Here is a 17,462-nt window from a genome sequence, read left to right as displayed (position 1 = left end):
GCTGTAATACAGCATGATTAGTGCTAAGTAATAAAAAACCCGTTGGAAAAATGAATATACGCAGACTCTTTGATGTATTGCTCTTTCAAAATCAAGAAAGGTCGCAACAGGTATCTCTTGCCCATAAAATGGATAATCAGTGGAAAACTTATTCCACGGAGGAAGTGGTGAAAATTGCCAATCAGCTGAGCACTGGTTTGCTAAAAGCGGGCATCAGTCCTGGAGAAAAAATTGGACTTGTATCTCTCAACCGGCCTGAATGGGTAATAGTTGATTTTGCCATTTCACAGATAGGTGCTATTAACGTGCCCATGTATCCAAACTCCACCGCTGAGGATTATGCTTACATCATTAATGACGCCACTGTTAAAATGGTTTTTGCTGGTGACGATGATTTACTTACCAAATTAAAAAAGACAGAGACCTTAGTAAACCACAACATTTCGCTATTCAGTTTTGATCAAGGATCAGATAAATACTTATGGACAAATTTACTAAAAGACGAAATAGACCATGAGACAATAGAAACTTTAAGATCAAAAATTGAGTACGAAGATCTTGCTACTATTATTTATACTTCGGGTACCACGGGTAACCCGAAAGGGGTGATGCTCTCTCATAAAAACATTCTCTCTAATACAGCCGCTGTAACGAAGGCTTTTGCTACAGGTGGGCCGGAGCATACCGTGCTCAGTTTTCTTCCTCTAAGCCATATCTTTGAGCGCACAGCGCTGTATGTGTACCTTCATATGGGAGCGTCTATTTATTTTGCTGAGAGTATGGATACCATTGCTGAAAATATGAGAGAAGTAAAGCCTCATTTTTTTGCTACGGTACCAAGGCTTTTAGAAAAGGTTTATGAAAAAATTCTGGTAACAGGCTATGAGCTTCAGGGAGTGAAAAAAAATCTTTTTTTCTGGGCACTGAATCTGGCAAAGAAATATGACTTAGATAATAACCAAGGCTTTTTTTATAACTTACAGTTGACTCTGGCGAATAAAATTATTTTTAGTAAATGGAGAGCAGCTTTAGGCGGTAGAGTAGAATTTATTGTTTCAGGTGGAGCTGCCTTACAACCTAGACTGGCGAATATATTTTGGGCCGCTCAGATAAAAGTGCTCGAGGCCTACGGCCTTACGGAAACTTCGCCAGGTATTAGTTTTAGTTTGATTGATGATTTAAAGGTAGGTTGTGTAGGACCATTGCTAGATGGCATCCAAGTAAAAATTGCTACTGATGGTGAAGTATTAGTGAAAGGAGATAATGTGATGATGGGATATTACAAAAGGCAAGATCTCACAGATGAAGTAATTGATAATGATGGCTGGTTCCATACTGGTGATATTGGAGAAATGGTAGATAACCATTATTTAAAAATTACTGATCGCAAAAAGGAAATGTTTAAAACCAGTGGTGGTAAGTATATTGCACCTCAAGCATTGGAGAATAAATTTGGAGAATCATTACTGATAGATCAGATTATGATAGTAGGTGAGGGACAGAAATTTCCTGGCGCATTAATAGTTCCTAATTTTGAAAAATTGAGAACTTGGTGTCAACATCATAATGTCAATTATACTACAGACGATGAAATGATTAAAAACTCTGAAGTTGTGGATAAGTTTGAGCGGGAAATCGCTAGTCTGAACGAATCTTTTGCTCAGTATGAAAAAATAAAAAAATTCCGGCTGCTACCGCAGCATTGGACTATCGAAAATGGTGAGGTAACACCAAAGCTTAGTCTCAAAAGAAAAATCATCAAGAAAAATCATCAGTCAGTAATCGATAGCATTTATAGTTAAAACATGATTATTGGAATAGGAGGTATGAGCCGCGCAGGCAAAACTACATTCTCGAAAAGGCTGGCTCAATACTTAGGTTCTGAAAACACTATTATTTTTCATCAGGATGATTATGTGAAACCTGAAGATGAGGTGCCATACATCAATGAACGCTTAGACTGGGATCATCCAGAAGCCATGGATTATGAAGGCCTTATACAGGCCATAAAAAATGCTGACTCGGGTAATGTTATAGTAGAGGGCATTCTCGTGTTCTTTAATTCGGAGCTAAGAAACATGTTTGATAAGAAAATTCTTATGGAAGTGGAGAAATCCACATTTTTGGCTCGAAAACGTGTGGATAAACGTTGGGGACCGGAGCCAGAGTGGTTTATTGAGCATATTTGGCAAAGTTATCAACAATTTGGCAAGCCTGAAGACTTCAAAGATTACATTTTGATTAAGGAAAATGACGAATTGGATTTGAAGCCAATTTTTAATTGAGCTGAAACGGTTGTTTTGTAAGGTTCAGTCCATACCAATTGAACTATCAGGTCATTCCCTAATTCAAAATGAAGTAGATTTTATGATTGGGCTGATTTCGTAATTGGCATCTAATCTCTAACTATAAACATCATAGCTAATCTGGGATTTAAGTTAGTAAATTGTTTTGCCAAAAATCTACCAGCTCATTGCCCAATAACGGCATAGAATAACTTTATCAACACGTAGATGATGGTAAGGATTTATTTGAATCTCTGCTTGATTAACTCACCACATGAATAGGATTTCCTTTCATAAATTGTTTCAGGTTTTTAAGTACTATTTCCTGTAATCGATGTTGTGCTTCCGCAGTCATCCAACTAATATGAGGGGTGATAATACAGTTTTTCGCGGTAAGCAAAGGATCATTATCACTAGGAGGTTCTTGGGTAAGCACATCTAAACCAGCTCCTGCTATTTGATTTTGATTGAGCGCTTTTACCAGATCCTCTTCATTTATTACTGCTCCCCGGCTGGTGTTGATAAGATAGGCCGAAGGTTTCATTAGCTTTAGTAAACTTTCATTGACCAAGTTTGTAGTCTCTTGCTTTAGAGAGACATGAATGGAAATCACATCACTTTTGCTAAATAGTTTTTCAATATTTACCAGAGTACCTACGTTAGTTTCAACGGCATGTTTTGAATGAACGAGCACTTTCATCCCAAAACCATTGGCAATTTTTGCTACTTCTTTTCCCGTAGCTCCCCAGCCAAGTATACCTATTGTCTTGCCGTGTAACTCTATCATAGGATTAGTGTAATAACTAAAATTGTTATCGCGTACCCATTCCAAATTTTTGCTTTCGCTATTAATTCGGTTGGTGAGCTGCAGTAATAAGCCGAAAGTATGTTGAGCAATTGATACTACTCCATAACCTGGAGCATTAGTAACGGTAATGTGGTGTTTTTTTGCGGCCACTAAATCTACATGATCAAAGCCAGTGCCGGTAAGGCCGATATATTTTAGTTTAGGAAGTTGCTCTATTATCGACCTTGTCATTCTACATTTATTAAGAATTACAGCATCAGCATTTTTAGCACGTTCCACTATTTCATCCTGACTGGACTTTTCATAAAGCGCTATGCTTCCTAATTTTTTAAAAGGCTCCCAATACTCGGGAAAGGCATTTATAGTAAAGCTATCTAAAACTACAATCTTCATGGTGGAAAGATAAGCATTGAATATGTTTATAACCCAAAGCTTTTGTTTCCTGTTTATTAATTATGCTTGAGTTAGAACACTTCTTTGCCTGTCCTTACTGTGGAGAGACTATTTCAATGTTTCTTGATATATCCGTAAGAAAGCAACAGTACATCGAAGACTGCGAGGTGTGCTGTAACCCTATTCAAATAAACTACGAATTTGAAAATGAAACTTTACTTTCATTTTCTGCAAACTCCATAGAGCAATAGTAATTATGCTCTTTTGGCTTTACGGTAAGCATAGTAACTGAGCACAATTTTTAGGGCCTCTAACACGGCCTGGTTTATTGGCATTAATTTTTGACCGAGTTCAGAATCAATAGCTCTCAGCTGAAAATAATAATTTCTCATTATTGGAGTCTTTTTTCCGTCTGAAATATGTTGCTGAGCATTCATTACTTGCTGTGGTAACTCGGTTTTTATGGTTTTGCAAGTTACCAGTTGTGGAGTGCCTTGCTTATCGAGCATAGCAGAATACCCAAAAAGTCTGCAAATAAGTCCGCGATATTTGTAATGACTACAAAAGCCATTTTCACCATCGCTGAGTAGTGGCCTGAAAATTTTGCAGATAGGCTCGTTGGCAGAGGCCTGTAATTCTTCTAACCATTGATAGGCCTGATCTTCTTTAAAAAGAGCATAGGCCAATGGTAAAAATTCTAGCGGACTAGCTGAAATATCTGGCTTTTTGCAACATAGTCCGCAACCAGAAATGCAGTGCAGACCTGTGGCATTTTTAAAGGTAGCCAGTTCCTTTTCCAAGCTGGAGAAAACCCGTTCTACAGCCTGAACTTTGCGATAAATCGACATCCGTAAAAAACGGTTCGAAGTTAATCAAGGGCAGAAAAATTAATTCTTAAATGATGAGAAATATTTTATTAAAAATGAATGGCCTGATAGCCCTGTGATATTAAAGGATTTATACCATGTTCTTTTGCGGGTACCCAGCGAGGACCATTTTTTAAAATATTAATGGCAGTAACATGTAGATCGGCATCATCACTTTTATAAATTCTAACATTATAAATTTTGCCATGAGTATCTATGTCAAATATTAATTCTACTACACCTTTACCCTTGAGTTGCTGATATTGTGATAATGATTTTTCTAAATACTTTTGAAATTTTTCAGTTCCTCCTTCAGGGTATGGAATATAAGTGCTGAAGTCATAGTTATATAGTTGACCCTTTTCATCGTAAGCTATGCCCTTCATTAATCGGCCACTCTCAAAATATTCTTTAAAATAAGGTTTTCCATTTTCATAAAAGCCGTAACTAATACTGTCTTGCAGTCCATTTGAAAAATGCTTAAATGAGGCTATTTTCTCGTTTTCATAATGAGTAATAATATTTCCAAATCCATCTATTACTTGAGGATTTTGTTTTTCATCCCAGGCATTGATCAAATAGGCTCGGTCTGAATATCTTATTTCTTCAGCCATTTTTCCATTTTTATGAAATTCTTCCCATTTGCCTATACGTTCCTCATTATCATAGCGTCCCGCAGCAGAGTAAGTGCTGTCTTTAGTATAATACAGAAAAACCCCTTTTTTTAAATCATTTTTATAAGAGCCTTTCATCTGAATGCCACCATCTAAAAAATAATCTCGCACAGGGCCATTCCATTTTCCTAAACTATCTTGGTAGCCGAGTCGATAATAGCTGGCATTCATGGCCATGGTTTCATGCCAGTTACTATCATAATATTGTCTAGTCATGCTACCAGAAGATCTTGGCGCAGTGATGTTAGATTTTGCTGGTGCTTCATCCACCACAGACTCCATGGCTAGTGGGTATTCCAAGTCTAATGACATTTTTGATCTAACAATATCAAGGCTGTCAAAATAAACATAAGATTCTTTTTCAATCATTTTAATCATAAAGTCCATTTCACTGGCTTTATTATGACTATAATTTTTAATTTGTTCATAATCACCCATTAGTGACGATGGAAGATTTTGGAGACTATCTATTTTCCACAATAGGGTGTCCCAATGTGGATAATATTCTTTTAAGTCTTTCACGAAAACTGCATCTGATGCATATTCTCCATTCATGATATTATTGCTCTGTCTTTCAGTTTTTACAAATTGCTGGAACACATCAAAATATTCTTTTTTCTCGCGAGGAAGTAATATGAAATAAGCTGAGCCAAGTAAGGTTAAGATCACTCCTGTAATCCAGAAATAATTGATTTTTCTTCGATACATACTATAGGCATAAAACAAAGCCAGAATGATACCAGCAATCAGACCACCAAAATGGGCTGCATTATCAAAGTGGAAGGCATTGCCTAAAAGAGTAATGATCACTACGTAGATAACAAACTGTACAATTATGGCTCTCAGTTTTTGCCTGTTTCTCCAATGGATTAAAACCATAATAGCTATTTCAAAACCATATAGACCGAATATGGCTCCGCTGGCGCCGGCACTTACTACATACAAATTCCAAAAAAGGCTGGCTACGCCAGCAAATAAGGCGCTGATAAAATAGACTATGCAAAAAATGAGGCTACCTGTTTGTGCTTCTACAGCTCGCCCCAAACTATACAAAGCCATCATGTTCATAACCAGGTGTAAAATACCAAAATGTAGAAAAGCACTAGTAAATATTCTCCACCACTCGCTACCTAAAGTGTATGGTGAAAAATTGGCACCCCAGTGAATCATAGTAATAATGTTACTTTGGTCTTCTTCCAAAAACCATTGTGCTATAAACACTATAATATTAATGGCTAGGATAATGCTGGTAAATACAGGTATGGGTTTTCCGGAGCGAGAAGTTAACATCATGTTGTTGATAAACTAAAATTTAGTCAAATAATTGGTCATGTACTTATAAATGTTTTGCAAATTGATGTTCGCCGTGTTTCTTTTCATCTTAATTTACACCTAGTACGCACATTTTACGTAACAAAGTCCATGAGTAAAAGCAAAGTAACTATAAGTCATGTATTCAAAACCATAGTATGGCCCAGAAAATACCAATTGTTATTAGGATTACTATTAGTGTTTATAAGTAGAATAGCAGGATTGGTACTGCCAGGAGCTAGCAAATTTTTATTAGATAATGTTGTTCCTGATAATAACATGGAGAATTTGAAGTTGCTGATTGGGGTAGTGGTGCTGGCGATATTTGTGCAAGCAGCTACTTCTTTTTTACTGACACAGATTTTAAGCGTAGAAGCTCAAAACCTAATTGCTCAACTTCGGCTGAAAGTACAGAGTCATATTATTAAACTGCCCATTCGCTATTTTGACAATACAAAAACTGGAGAATTAGTTTCGCGAATTATGACTGATGTAGAAGGAGTGAGAAATATTGTGGGAACCGGATTAGCTCAGTTATTTGGAGGCATACTTACGTCTATTATTTGTATGGGAATACTAATAACCATCAGCCCCATGATGACTGTTTATGTGCTGGTACCAGTAATCATTTTCGGAATGATTTCTCTCAAAGCTTTTGGATATATCAGGCCAATTTTTCGTGAGCGTGGAAAAATTAATGCAGAAGTAACAGGAAGACTGACGGAAACCTTAGGTGGTATAAGAGTGATCAAAGGATTTAATGCTGAGCAACATGAGATAGAAACTTTTGAAAAAGGAGTGACTAGGCTATTTCTTAATGTGAAGAAAAGTCTTACTTCTACTAGTATTATGACCAGTTCATCTACCTTTTTGTTGGGACTGGCCACTGCGGGCATTATGGGCATAGGCGGATATATGATGATGAATGATGAGCTGACTACTGGAGATTTTCTAGCTTTCACTTTGTACTTGGGCTTTATGATTGCGCCTATCATGCAAATGAGTAATATTGGCAGTCAGTTGACCGAAGCTTTTGCCGGGCTGGACAGAACGGAGGATATCTTAAATGAACCTCTCGAAAATGATGATTTGCAACGGACGGAAATATTAGATAGAGTAGAAGGACATATTCATTTTGATAAGGTAGAGTTTGCTTATGAAGAAGGTCAAAAAGTAATAAAAGGAGTTTCTTTTGATGCTCCCGCTGGTAGCGTAACCGCGCTGGTGGGTACTTCTGGTTCTGGTAAATCTACCATAGCCGGTTTGGCAGCATCATTTTTAAATCCTAAATCTGGTACTATCACTGTAGACGGAACGGACCTTTCAAAAGTATCTTTGGAGAGCTATAGAAGTAAACTGGGAGTAGTATTACAAAATGATTTTCTTTTTGAAGGTACTATCAGAGAAAACATACTTTTTCCGCGACCCGATGCTACTGAGGCACAACTATTACATGCTGTAAAAGCAGCACATGTTAATGAATTTACTGATCGTTTTGAAGAGGGCCTCGAAACAGTGATCGGAGAGCGCGGGGTAAAACTTTCTGGTGGCCAACAGCAGCGTATAGCAATAGCCCGAGCCATTTTGGCTGATCCCAGAATTTTGATTTTAGATGAGGCCACTTCTAATTTGGATATGGAGAGCGAAGCCTACATTCAGAAAAGCTTAAAAGACCTGATGAAAGGAAGGACTACTTTTGTAATAGCCCATAGACTAAGTACTATCCGCCAGGCTGATCAGATTTTAGTGGTTGAAAATGGAAATATTGTGGAAAGGGGCAATCATGATGAGCTTATAAAAACCGAAGGGAGATATCATGAATTGTATACTTATCAGGCTAGGATATAAATGGAATGCTTAAGCATTATGCAAACACGAAGTTATTAAAAGTTCTGAGTGTTTTGATATTCTCTTTCTCAAGAAACAACCCGGAGTCATTTCGACATAAGGATAAATCTTTTAATTGCTGGCTAACTCCTGTCAAATCTTGACTTCATGGGATCTTTAGAATGCCTTTGAAAAAATGGCACCTGTTCTTTTTGGGAAAAGAAGATTACACAACTGCCTTTTTTTAGTTAATACATGGATCTTTCATATCGTCAAGATGACCTTATAGGTATAAACCATTTCGATAACCACCATATAGTCATGGAAACAATCTTAGCAATTAGTTCTTTTTAAGTTCGATACTACTCTATCTCAAACGCATAATTAAAAACGCATACCCAAATTAATGATCCGACAGGTCGCTAATCTTTTTAATGCCTAATTCATTAGCCTGCTGCTGTCGCATCATGAGTGCAAAAGTATTATTGAAACCTAAAGGCTGTAGCCATTCAATTTGATATTTATCTGAAAAAGACTTTTTCACAAAGTCATAAACGGCTTCTTTTTCATAAATAATGTCCTTTGTTTCTTCTGGTTTGAGTATAACCAAAAGGCCAGTACCAGTATATTCTGGATAAATATCTACTGCTCCTGTGTTAAGTGCATCAAAAAGTAATTTTGTGCCTCCAAAACCTAATTTTAATTCACAGGTATATGGTGTATAACTTTCTATGATCAGCTTAAAAATGTGAGAAAGAATAAAGCTTTCTGTAAAATTCTTTGATCCTATAATTATGTCGGCCTTTCCTTTTTTAGATGCAGAAATTTGAAATCCTTTTTTTGCTAAAAAATCCCGGCCTACTTTTTCTATATCCAGTTTTTTTTCATCTACCAGAAAGTTCATACTGGCCATTTCTTTATCGGTGATTTTGTTTTTCAGTTGGTTTAGAGCATCTTTTACTTCAGGATATTTTTCTAAAGTTGACTTTCTCACCAATGGTGCAGCATGGTAGGGAGGGAAATAGTTTTTATCATCCTCCAATACTGTCAGGTTGAAGCCTTCTATGCGGCCGTCGGTGGAGAATCCACTGATCACATCTACATTTTTGTTCTTCACCGCTTGGTACATCAGCCCTATTTCCATTTCTTTTACTTCGAGATCCAAATGATATGTTTCTTTTAGATCAACATAGCCATCACCCCGTTCAATAAATTCAGAAGGAAATCCTCCTATTAGTTGATGATGAGTATTAGTATTTAAAAGTTGATAAGTAGTTACCAGAGAAAATATGACGATTATACCTATCACTAATGGTTTTATTAGTTGATAAATGTGATGTTGGATATACCCCATCAAAGCATCAAATAGTAGTGCCATAATTGCTGCAGGAATGGCTCCTGCCAAAATCATATATTGATTGTTAGTGCTCAGGCCGCGAAAAATAAATTCGCCTAAACCACCAGCGGCAATCAGTGAGCAAAGCGTGGCTACACCTACGTTAATAACAAATGCGGTACGGATACCAGCAAATAAAATGGGCATAGCCAAAGGAATTTCTACTTTTATCAAGACCTGTCTGGGAGACATGCCCATGCCCACGGCTGCTTCTTTTATTGCCGGATCAATCTCCACTATCCCAGTATACGTGTTTCTGACGATGGGCAGCAGCGCATATAAAAATAGCGCAACAATGGCGGGGACTACGCCAATTCCAAGAAACGGTAAGAGAAACCCAAGCAATGCTACACTGGGTATGGTCTGTAGTGCATTTACAAAACCCAAAACAGGTGATGCCAAACGGCTATTTTTACTAATTAATATTCCTAATGAAATTCCAATACCGCTGGCTACGGCTAATGAGATTAATGTGAGCCCTAGGTGTTCTACAATCTGATCTAGCAATTCAGCTCGATGCGATGCCAGAAATGATAAGAATTGCTCAATGCTTTCCATAAGCAGATATTATTTTATCACGGTAATTGAAATAGGTTTTAAGTATTTCATCATCATCGTTTTTACTTAGATATTCTGCTAATGTGCACAAAGCATCTTCTTTTGTGGATAACCTTAGTGAAGTAAACTTTTGCAGATCGTTTAAGCGAATGACGTGTAATTCCAGCTGAATTCGGTTTTGAGCTAAAAATTTTTTCACAAAGTCATTTGCGGGCTCGAAGATCAAATCTGATGGCGTACCTATTTGCTGAATTTTACCCTGATCCATTAGCGCTATTTTATCACCAAGAATAACAGCTTCCAGTACATCATGTGTTACTAAAACCATGGCTTTTTGTAAATCACTATTTAGTGTTTTGAATTCGTGCTGTAACTCAGAGCGGGTAATGGGATCAAGCGCACCAAAAGGTTCGTCTAGCAAAATTACATCCGGGTCAGCGGCTAGCGCTCTGGCTATGCCTACCCGCTGCTGCTGGCCCCCACTAAGTTCATGAGGCTTTTTTGTTGCCATATTTTCTGGCAATCCGGTCAGCATCAATAATTCTTTTACACGGCTATTGATTTTATGCTTGGGCCAATTTAATAGTTCAGGTACGGTAGCAATGTTTTCATGAATGGTATAATGAGGAAAAAGTCCTATGCTCTGTATAACATAACCAATCTTTCGGCGTAATTCATGAGCTTTATAAGTTTCAGTGTTTTTGCCATGAATAAGTACGGATCCTGAAGATTTTTCTACTAGCTGATTGATCATTTTTAGAGTAGTAGTTTTTCCACTTCCGCTAGTACCAAGTAGTACCAACACTTCACCCTGAGCTACAGTAAAGCTAACATCATCGACCACTTTCTGGTCATTATAGAATTTTGAAAGATGTTGGACTTCTATCATTCAGTAAGCATATCTAATATTATTAAAGATCAATCCGATTATGGTTTTAGTAATTCAATATCTCTAATATACATTTCAGTAAATGAATTATACCATTCACTCCATATTGTATAGAAGGTGAAGCAGTATATCGGTTAAAACCCTAAATCTTAATCTATAAACGTAACACCTTAAAAATCAAAATCATGAAAATGTTTAATAACTACTTAAAATTTATGCTGGCAGCTATGCTGCTGGTATCAGGTTTTTTACTTACCAGCTGTGGAGATGATGATGACGGTGGTGGGGTTATACCCGATGGTCCAAATGTAGTAGACGTGGCGGTGGCCAATGGATACAATACACTAGCGGCGGCACTTACCGAAGCTGGTTTAGTGGATGATCTGGAAGCAGCAGGCCCTTTTACGGTATTTGCTCCTACTGATGAGGCATTTGCTGATGCTGGGATTACCGCTTCTAACGTTGGGGATGTTGAAAACCTTGAAGCCATCCTTATGTATCATGTTATATCTGGTAGCATAACGTCTTCAGAACTTTCCAATGGAAAAGTAAAAACTTTAAATGGTGCTTCTGTAACTATAGACGCTGATGAATTGATGGTAGATGAAGCCAAAATAGTAAGTCCTTACGACGTAGAAGCTAGTAATGGAATCATACATACCATTAATGCCGTGCTTATGCCACCACCACCTACCATAGTAGCCACTGCTAAGGCCAACAGTAATTTGAGCATTTTGGCTGATGCACTTTCTAATTATCCTGACTTAGTAAGTATGCTGGACGGAGAAGGTAAGTATACTGTTTTTGCTCCTACTAATGCCGCTTTTGAGTCTCTCCTAAATGTAATAGGGCAAGATGATATTGATGATGTACCTGAAAATGTAATTAAAAGAATTTTACAATACCATGTGATTGCCAATTCTGCCCTGATGTCTGGTGATTTAACTGATGGACAAATGGCTGCTACGGCACTGAGTGAAGAAGATATGATCACAGTTTCAATTGATGGTGATGTTATGATTAATGATGCTACTGTAACTTCTGCAGACATTGAAGCCAGTAATGGTGTGGTGCATGTAATTAATGGAGTTTTAGTACCGAAGATGGAAATGAGCATAGTTAACACTATTGTGGAGCCCGCTTACTTCAATGAAGATTTTTCTATACTTACGGCAGCTGTGGTAAAGGCCGATTTATTAGGAACTTTAACTAAATCTGGGGATAATTATACCTTGTTTGCCCCTGATAATGATGCTTTTGAAGCGGCAGGAATTACTTCTTTAGATGGACTTTCTGGTGAAGACTTAGCACCTATTCTTCAATATCATGTTTTAAACTCTGAGGTTTTTGCTGAAGATTTACCTTCTACCGCAAATATGTTTGCCACTCCAATATCTACATTAAATGGTGAATTTTATCTTACCAATAATGTGAATGGTGTATTTATTAATGGTAATTCTAAAGTAACTCTAGCAGCTTCTGCTGATGGCCCTATGGACTATGATAACGGAACTGTGCATATAATAAACAGAGCTTTAATGCCAGCTACCATGGATGTGATAGGTATAGCTAACGCCGCTGGTTTTACTGATCTTGCAGCTGCACTTACTGAAGCCGGACTGGTAGGTAAACTACAAACAGACGGACCTTTCACTGTTTTTGCTCCTACAAATGAAGCCATTCAAGCGCTTTATACCGCCTTGAACGTAAGTGGTCCTGAAGAGGTGGATGATGAAATTTTAAACACGGTACTGTTATATCATGTAATTGGTGCCAGAGTTTTTTCTTCTGATCTCACGGATGGATTTCAAGCTACTACTTTGGCAGAAGAAAGCAGCTTTTCAATTGATATCAATGGAGGTACAGTTACACTACAAGATAATGATCCCGATTTTGCTGATCCTGTTGTTACATCTACTGACCGCTTGGGAACTAATGGTGTGGTACATGTCATAGATGCTGTACTATTGCCTACAGATTTATAAAAAGTTTATGATTTTGAACAGGGTGTTGTTTATAATAAGTGACACCTTGTTCTTTTTCTTGTTATTGAAAAAGATCTGATTTACAACCATGTTCAAAATCAAATACCGGTATATTTTTATTTTCCTACTTTCCCTTTATTCTTATGTAAATATCTTGTTTACAGAAGGGCATAAGCTTTTTGGTTTTGAGCTCAATCCCTTTTTATTCTTTTCGGTATTATTAATTATCGTATTTCTGGTTTGGGAAGTAAACAGAATGCTCTATGCATTGGCTTTTCAAATTCCTTTAAAAAAAATTCATCCTCTTATTATTCTCTTTTTATTGAGTGTAGGGAATGTGTTTTTGATTTCTGCTTTAACTACACTTGCCTTTAACTTTTATTCTTCTAACTATTTTAATCCTATTATCAGCTTTAAGCTCTGTTTGGGTTTTAGCTTTAGAGTTAACTTGTTTTTACATTGTATAAATGCCATCTATTTTTTTATTAGCCAATATAAAACAGCCCAGCTGGAAGCAGAACGGTTAAAGAAACAAAACATTGAAGCCAGATTCCAGACACTAAGAAATCAAATCAATCCACATTTTTTGTTTAATAGCTTTAATGTTTTATCCACATTGGTTTATAAAGATGCTGATGTTTCTGCTAAATTTATTGAGCAGCTCAGTAATGTATATCGATACATTCTCTATAATCAGGATAATAAAATAGTTACTATCCAAGATGAATTAGCTTTTATAGAATCATATATTTATCTTCTCAAAATTCGTTTTAAGGATAATATAATTATTAAAAAAAGCATCGGTGCGCAGGTTAGGGATAAGTATATCGCTCCGGCGGCATTGCAGCTCCTTATAGAAAATGCTATTAAGCATAATGTGGTTTCTAGAGCGGAGCCACTTAACATAAGAATCTATAATTCGGAAAATCATCTGGTGGTAGAAAACAATATTCAGCTGAAGGAAGTTAAGGAAGAATCTACAGGGATAGGTTTAAGAAATATACAGGAGCGCTATGATTATCTCAGTGCGGATAACCCTATGGTAATAGAACAAACTGATATTTTTAAAGTAAAAATACCCATAATAGAAGTATCATGAATGTGCTTATAGTGGAAGATGAACCTTTGGCAGCAGAAAGACTCACTGGCCTGATTCATCAATATGATTCTGGTGTGCGCGTGATTCAGGAGTTAGACACAATTAAGAGTACAGTAGCCTTCCTAGATAAACATAGTAGTGATATAGATCTTATATTTTTGGATATACAGCTAGCTGATGGCAAGTGTTTTGAAATATTTCAAAAAACAGAATGTTACAAACCAGTGATATTTACCACAGCCTATGATGATTATATGCTACAGGCATTTAAAACTAATAGCCTGGATTATCTGCTGAAACCTGTAAATTATAATGAACTGCAAGCAGCTTTAGAGCGATACAAAAAGATAATGCATGAAGACCGTACACTGCGTATCGATCATGATATGCTCAAGAGCTTGTTAGGGACAAAAACAAAGAAATATAAAAGCCGGTTTTTAGTAAAATTCGGAAAGCGCATGCAGTTTAAGAATGTTGAAGACATCGCCTATATAAGGGCTAATGATAAAATTTGTCATATTATAGAAAATAAAACCAGGAATAAATATATAATAGATCATACACTGGAAGAGCTAATTGATACTCTTTTAGATCCAAAGGATTTCTTTAGAATTAATCGGCAATACATTATATGTATAGATAGTATACGAGAGATCAGTGCTTATGATCAGCAGCGATTACGAATTATTTTAAATGTACCGTGTGAAGAAAAGCTTGTTGTGAGTAGAGGAAAGGTGCCAGATTTCAAAAAATGGCTAAATGCTTAACTTATAAATATACTCATGAAAGGAATTCTATTATTACTATGCTTTGGTGCATTGTTTTTTAATAATGCTAAAGCACAAAATAATTATGACTCATTAAAAACACAGGTGCTCGCCTTACAAATGGATGTGGAAAACATTCATTTGAATCTGGAAAAATCAAAAAGTAAATTTCAAAAAGGCATTTTGGTGGCTACCTTGGGTTATACCGTGACTATAGCCGGAGGACTAATGCTGGGCCGTGAAAATGATGACCTCGGCCAAGGCTTACTAGTAGCCGGAGGAGTTACCGGAGTGATAGGTACTTATATGTTAGTAGATGCTTTTAAGTTTCTAGGAAGAACTCGCCGAGTAAGCACCAGGTAGCTTGTTTCAGCATTAGCCACCCAAAGTCAGCCAGCTTGAAGAAGAATAGTTAAATTATCCAAAGTCACACTGAGGCTCTCGAAGTGTAGACTTTCTGCTGACTTTAGTTTAACCAATAAACGTTACGAAGAGCAAAATTGAATTATGGAGGCACGTTTCCATAATACCGACGAAGCTTCGAATGCCTCAGCTTGATCTGGAGAGTTAACCGATTAAATTATTCAAAGTCGCACTGAGGCTCTCGAAGTGTAGACTTTCTGCTGACTTTAGTTTAACCAATAAACTTTACGAAGAGCAAAATTCAATTAAGAAGGCACGCTTCCATAATACCAGATTTTGGTGATGCTGTTTTATCGATAGTAGAAGTTAAGTTTACCAAAAAAGTAACTGCTGGCTGGAGTGGAATTATCAGGCTAGATGTAAATTATTAATGCCGTATTCTTCATTTTAGTCATCTTCTTGGGTGGTTAGTTTTCTTATTAATTCCAATTTATAATTTTCACCAATAGGTAATTCTATATCACCTATTTCAACATCTTGTTTAGTGAAGGCGGTTAATTTATTGAGATTAACGATAAATGATCTGTGTATTTGTTGAAAGCGGTTATCTAGCAACTTTTCGAAGGATTTCAAACTTTTCTTCGTCAGGTGTTGATCTTTCTCAGTTACTATTTTCACATAATCTTTGATGCTTTCAATATACAGTACTTCATCAAAGGTGACTTTAAATTGCTTTCTATCTACACGTATAAATATGCTGTCCTTAGTCGGTAGAGTTTCCTTAGGTGACACAGAGGGCTGCTGTGCGTTTAGAAATTTTTCAATGCCCTTAAAAAATCTGCTAAAGGTTATGGGCTTTAAAAGATAATCTATGACATTAAGCTCAAACCCATCCAGGGCAAAATCACGGTATGCTGTAGTAAAAATAACACATGGTCTTTTTATCAGATTCTTTAGAAAGTCCGTCCCTTTCATTACCGGCATTTCGATATCTAGAAACATCAAATCTACCTTTTCACTTTTCAATACATTGTTGGCCTCAATGGCATCAGCACATGATGCAATCACTTCAAAATTATCCAGCAGAGCGATATGGTTTTCAATTAACTGCCTGGCCAGTTCTTCATCATCCACAATTACGCATTTGTAGGTTACTTGCATTTCAAAATTAGTTTTACGGAGTAGCTATTGGTTTCATCTTTAATTTGCAGCTCGTATTCCTGATTATGATACAGCAAATCAAGTTGTTGTATTACATTGTTTAAACCCAGGCACTTTTTATTATGGCCATATACTTTAGATACGTCAGAAGGTTTGGTATTGGTTATATTAAAAAGGATTTTCTCATGCTCTACACTTAGATTAATCTCAATATTAGCCTGCTTTAGCTCTTGGGAGACACCATGTTTGAAGGCATTTTCTATAAAAGTAAGCAGTAAGAGCGGAGCTATGTTCACTTCACGCATCAGATGGGTATTGAAGGTGATGTTTACCCTTTTACCGTATCTTACCTCTTCAAGACTTAAGTAGTTTTTTATCAGCTCTACTTCTTTATAGATAGATACATAGTTAGCCTCAGCACCATAAAGAATATAGTCCAGAATTTCGGAAAGTTTTTCTATTACCTCTGGTGCCTTATCAGATTTGGATAGAGATAGTGAATAAAGGTTGTTCAAAGTGTTAAACAAAAAATGAGGATTAAGCTGATGTTTTAAAGCAGAGAGCTCAGCCATTTTTTTTTGCTCACTCAATTTAAGGTATTTCTGCTGATCTCTATAAAATTTTGAGGCCATCAATAGTAAGGCAGGGGAAAGAAACAATACGAATTTACTAAAGATTATAGGTACATCGGTAATTTTTTCGGTAAATGGCCTGTCAGCAAAATTACGGTACAGTTCACTGTACATTTCGTAATAAAGTTGGTCAAACCATATCACCTTCACAAGGTTGTAAAGCACAAATACAATGAACAACAGTAATAATAGGCTTAAGCCAAAAAGAGCATACCTCTTACGGTTTAAGAACCTGGGAAGTAGCACCTCCAACAAAGTGTAGGCTACAATTATTTGCCCAGCTACAATAAGTCCGTATAGCGCTAAAAGATGAGTCATATTGGCGAAGTTGCCAGTGTTGCTCACCGAAAAAATAAAATACAGATAGATGATGACCCAGAATACAATGTGTGCATACAAGGGCTTTTTAAAGTATTTTATAAACTTCTGCATTCTTGTAAATATACGT

Annotated in this window: 15 protein-coding genes; 8 read left to right on the top strand and 7 right to left on the bottom strand. The window is 36.7% G+C overall.

Annotation, left to right across the window (positions count from 1 at the left end):
• Nucleotides 1-50 precede the first annotated feature (50 nt).
• Nucleotides 51-1,802 (top strand): AMP-dependent synthetase/ligase, encoded by a 1,752-nt coding sequence (locus tag JL102_RS00205; protein WP_202241406.1) that lies wholly within the window; start codon nt 51-53, stop codon nt 1,800-1,802.
• Nucleotides 1,803-1,805: 3 nt separating this feature from the next.
• Complete coding sequence (locus tag JL102_RS00200) at nt 1,806-2,285, top strand: uridine kinase family protein (protein WP_202241405.1); 480 nt, start codon at nt 1,806-1,808, stop codon at nt 2,283-2,285.
• 262 nt (nt 2,286-2,547) lie between these two features.
• Here the strand turns inward: JL102_RS00200 and JL102_RS00195 are convergent, their stop codons facing one another.
• Nucleotides 2,548-3,486 (bottom strand): D-2-hydroxyacid dehydrogenase, encoded by a 939-nt coding sequence (locus JL102_RS00195; RefSeq protein WP_202241404.1) that lies wholly within the window; start codon nt 3,484-3,486, stop codon nt 2,548-2,550.
• A gap of 62 nt (nt 3,487-3,548) precedes the next feature.
• Here JL102_RS00195 and JL102_RS00190 point away from each other — a divergent pair, with 62 nt between their 5' ends.
• On the top strand, nt 3,549-3,737 hold the full coding sequence (locus JL102_RS00190; RefSeq protein ID WP_202241402.1) for a CPXCG motif-containing cysteine-rich protein: 189 nt from the start codon (nt 3,549-3,551) through the stop codon (nt 3,735-3,737).
• Nucleotides 3,738-3,740: 3 nt separating this feature from the next.
• Here the strand turns inward: JL102_RS00190 and JL102_RS00185 are convergent, their stop codons facing one another.
• Together JL102_RS00185 and JL102_RS00180 are read right to left on the bottom strand one after the other, a co-directional pair.
• Entirely contained in the window at nt 3,741-4,334 is a 594-nt protein-coding gene (locus tag JL102_RS00185; RefSeq protein WP_202241400.1) for a YkgJ family cysteine cluster protein, read from the bottom strand.
• Nucleotides 4,335-4,402: 68 nt separating this feature from the next.
• On the bottom strand, nt 4,403-6,319 hold the full coding sequence (locus tag JL102_RS00180; RefSeq protein WP_202241398.1) for a rhomboid family intramembrane serine protease: 1,917 nt from the start codon (nt 6,317-6,319) through the stop codon (nt 4,403-4,405).
• A gap of 129 nt (nt 6,320-6,448) precedes the next feature.
• On the opposite strand from JL102_RS00180, the gene JL102_RS00175 reads away from it, so the two are divergent.
• Nucleotides 6,449-8,185 (top strand): ABC transporter ATP-binding protein, encoded by a 1,737-nt coding sequence (locus tag JL102_RS00175; RefSeq protein ID WP_202241392.1) that lies wholly within the window; start codon nt 6,449-6,451, stop codon nt 8,183-8,185.
• Nucleotides 8,186-8,567: 382 nt separating this feature from the next.
• Here the strand turns inward: JL102_RS00175 and JL102_RS00170 are convergent, their stop codons facing one another.
• Nucleotides 8,568-10,118 carry an ABC transporter permease/substrate-binding protein gene (locus JL102_RS00170; protein ID WP_202241391.1) on the bottom strand — a complete coding sequence of 517 codons (1,551 nt, stop codon included), beginning with the start codon at nt 10,116-10,118 and terminating at the stop codon, nt 8,568-8,570.
• The gene (locus JL102_RS00165) at nt 10,105-11,007 is read right to left on the bottom strand and encodes an ABC transporter ATP-binding protein (protein ID WP_202241390.1); all 903 of its coding nucleotides are present in this window, start codon (nt 11,005-11,007) and stop codon (nt 10,105-10,107) included. The genes JL102_RS00170 and JL102_RS00165 overlap by 14 nt, the downstream gene beginning before the upstream one ends.
• A 185-nt stretch (nt 11,008-11,192) precedes the next feature.
• Here JL102_RS00165 and JL102_RS00160 point away from each other — a divergent pair, with 185 nt between their 5' ends.
• The 4 genes from JL102_RS00160 to JL102_RS00145 all read left to right on the top strand — a co-directional run bounded on the left by JL102_RS00160 (nt 11,193) and on the right by JL102_RS00145 (nt 15,221).
• A complete protein-coding gene (locus JL102_RS00160; RefSeq protein WP_202241383.1) occupies nt 11,193-12,992 on the top strand; it encodes a fasciclin domain-containing protein in 1,800 nt (599 codons plus the stop codon).
• A gap of 88 nt (nt 12,993-13,080) precedes the next feature.
• Nucleotides 13,081-14,091: a sensor histidine kinase gene (locus JL102_RS00155; protein WP_202241381.1), complete on the top strand. Its 1,011-nt coding sequence runs from the start codon at nt 13,081-13,083 to the stop codon at nt 14,089-14,091.
• On the top strand, nt 14,088-14,858 hold the full coding sequence (locus JL102_RS00150; protein WP_202241380.1) for a LytR/AlgR family response regulator transcription factor: 771 nt from the start codon (nt 14,088-14,090) through the stop codon (nt 14,856-14,858). The genes JL102_RS00155 and JL102_RS00150 overlap by 4 nt, the downstream gene beginning before the upstream one ends.
• Before the next feature lie 15 nt (nt 14,859-14,873).
• Nucleotides 14,874-15,221 carry a hypothetical protein gene (locus JL102_RS00145; RefSeq protein ID WP_202241378.1) on the top strand — a complete coding sequence of 116 codons (348 nt, stop codon included), beginning with the start codon at nt 14,874-14,876 and terminating at the stop codon, nt 15,219-15,221.
• Between the two features lie 447 nt (nt 15,222-15,668).
• Here JL102_RS00145 and JL102_RS00140 read toward each other — a convergent pair whose 3' ends face one another.
• Nucleotides 15,669-16,382 (bottom strand): LytR/AlgR family response regulator transcription factor, encoded by a 714-nt coding sequence (locus tag JL102_RS00140; RefSeq protein ID WP_202241376.1) that lies wholly within the window; start codon nt 16,380-16,382, stop codon nt 15,669-15,671.
• Complete coding sequence (locus JL102_RS00135) at nt 16,373-17,446, bottom strand: sensor histidine kinase (RefSeq protein ID WP_202241374.1); 1,074 nt, start codon at nt 17,444-17,446, stop codon at nt 16,373-16,375. Before JL102_RS00135 ends, JL102_RS00140 begins: the two co-directional genes overlap by 10 nt.
• Nucleotides 17,447-17,462: the final 16 nt, after the last annotated feature.

The sequence above is a fragment of the Fulvivirga sediminis genome, assembly GCF_016757215.1.
GTDB lineage: Bacteria > Bacteroidota > Bacteroidia > Cytophagales > Cyclobacteriaceae > Fulvivirga > Fulvivirga sediminis.
This window is presented reverse-complemented; position numbering and strand designations above follow the sequence as displayed.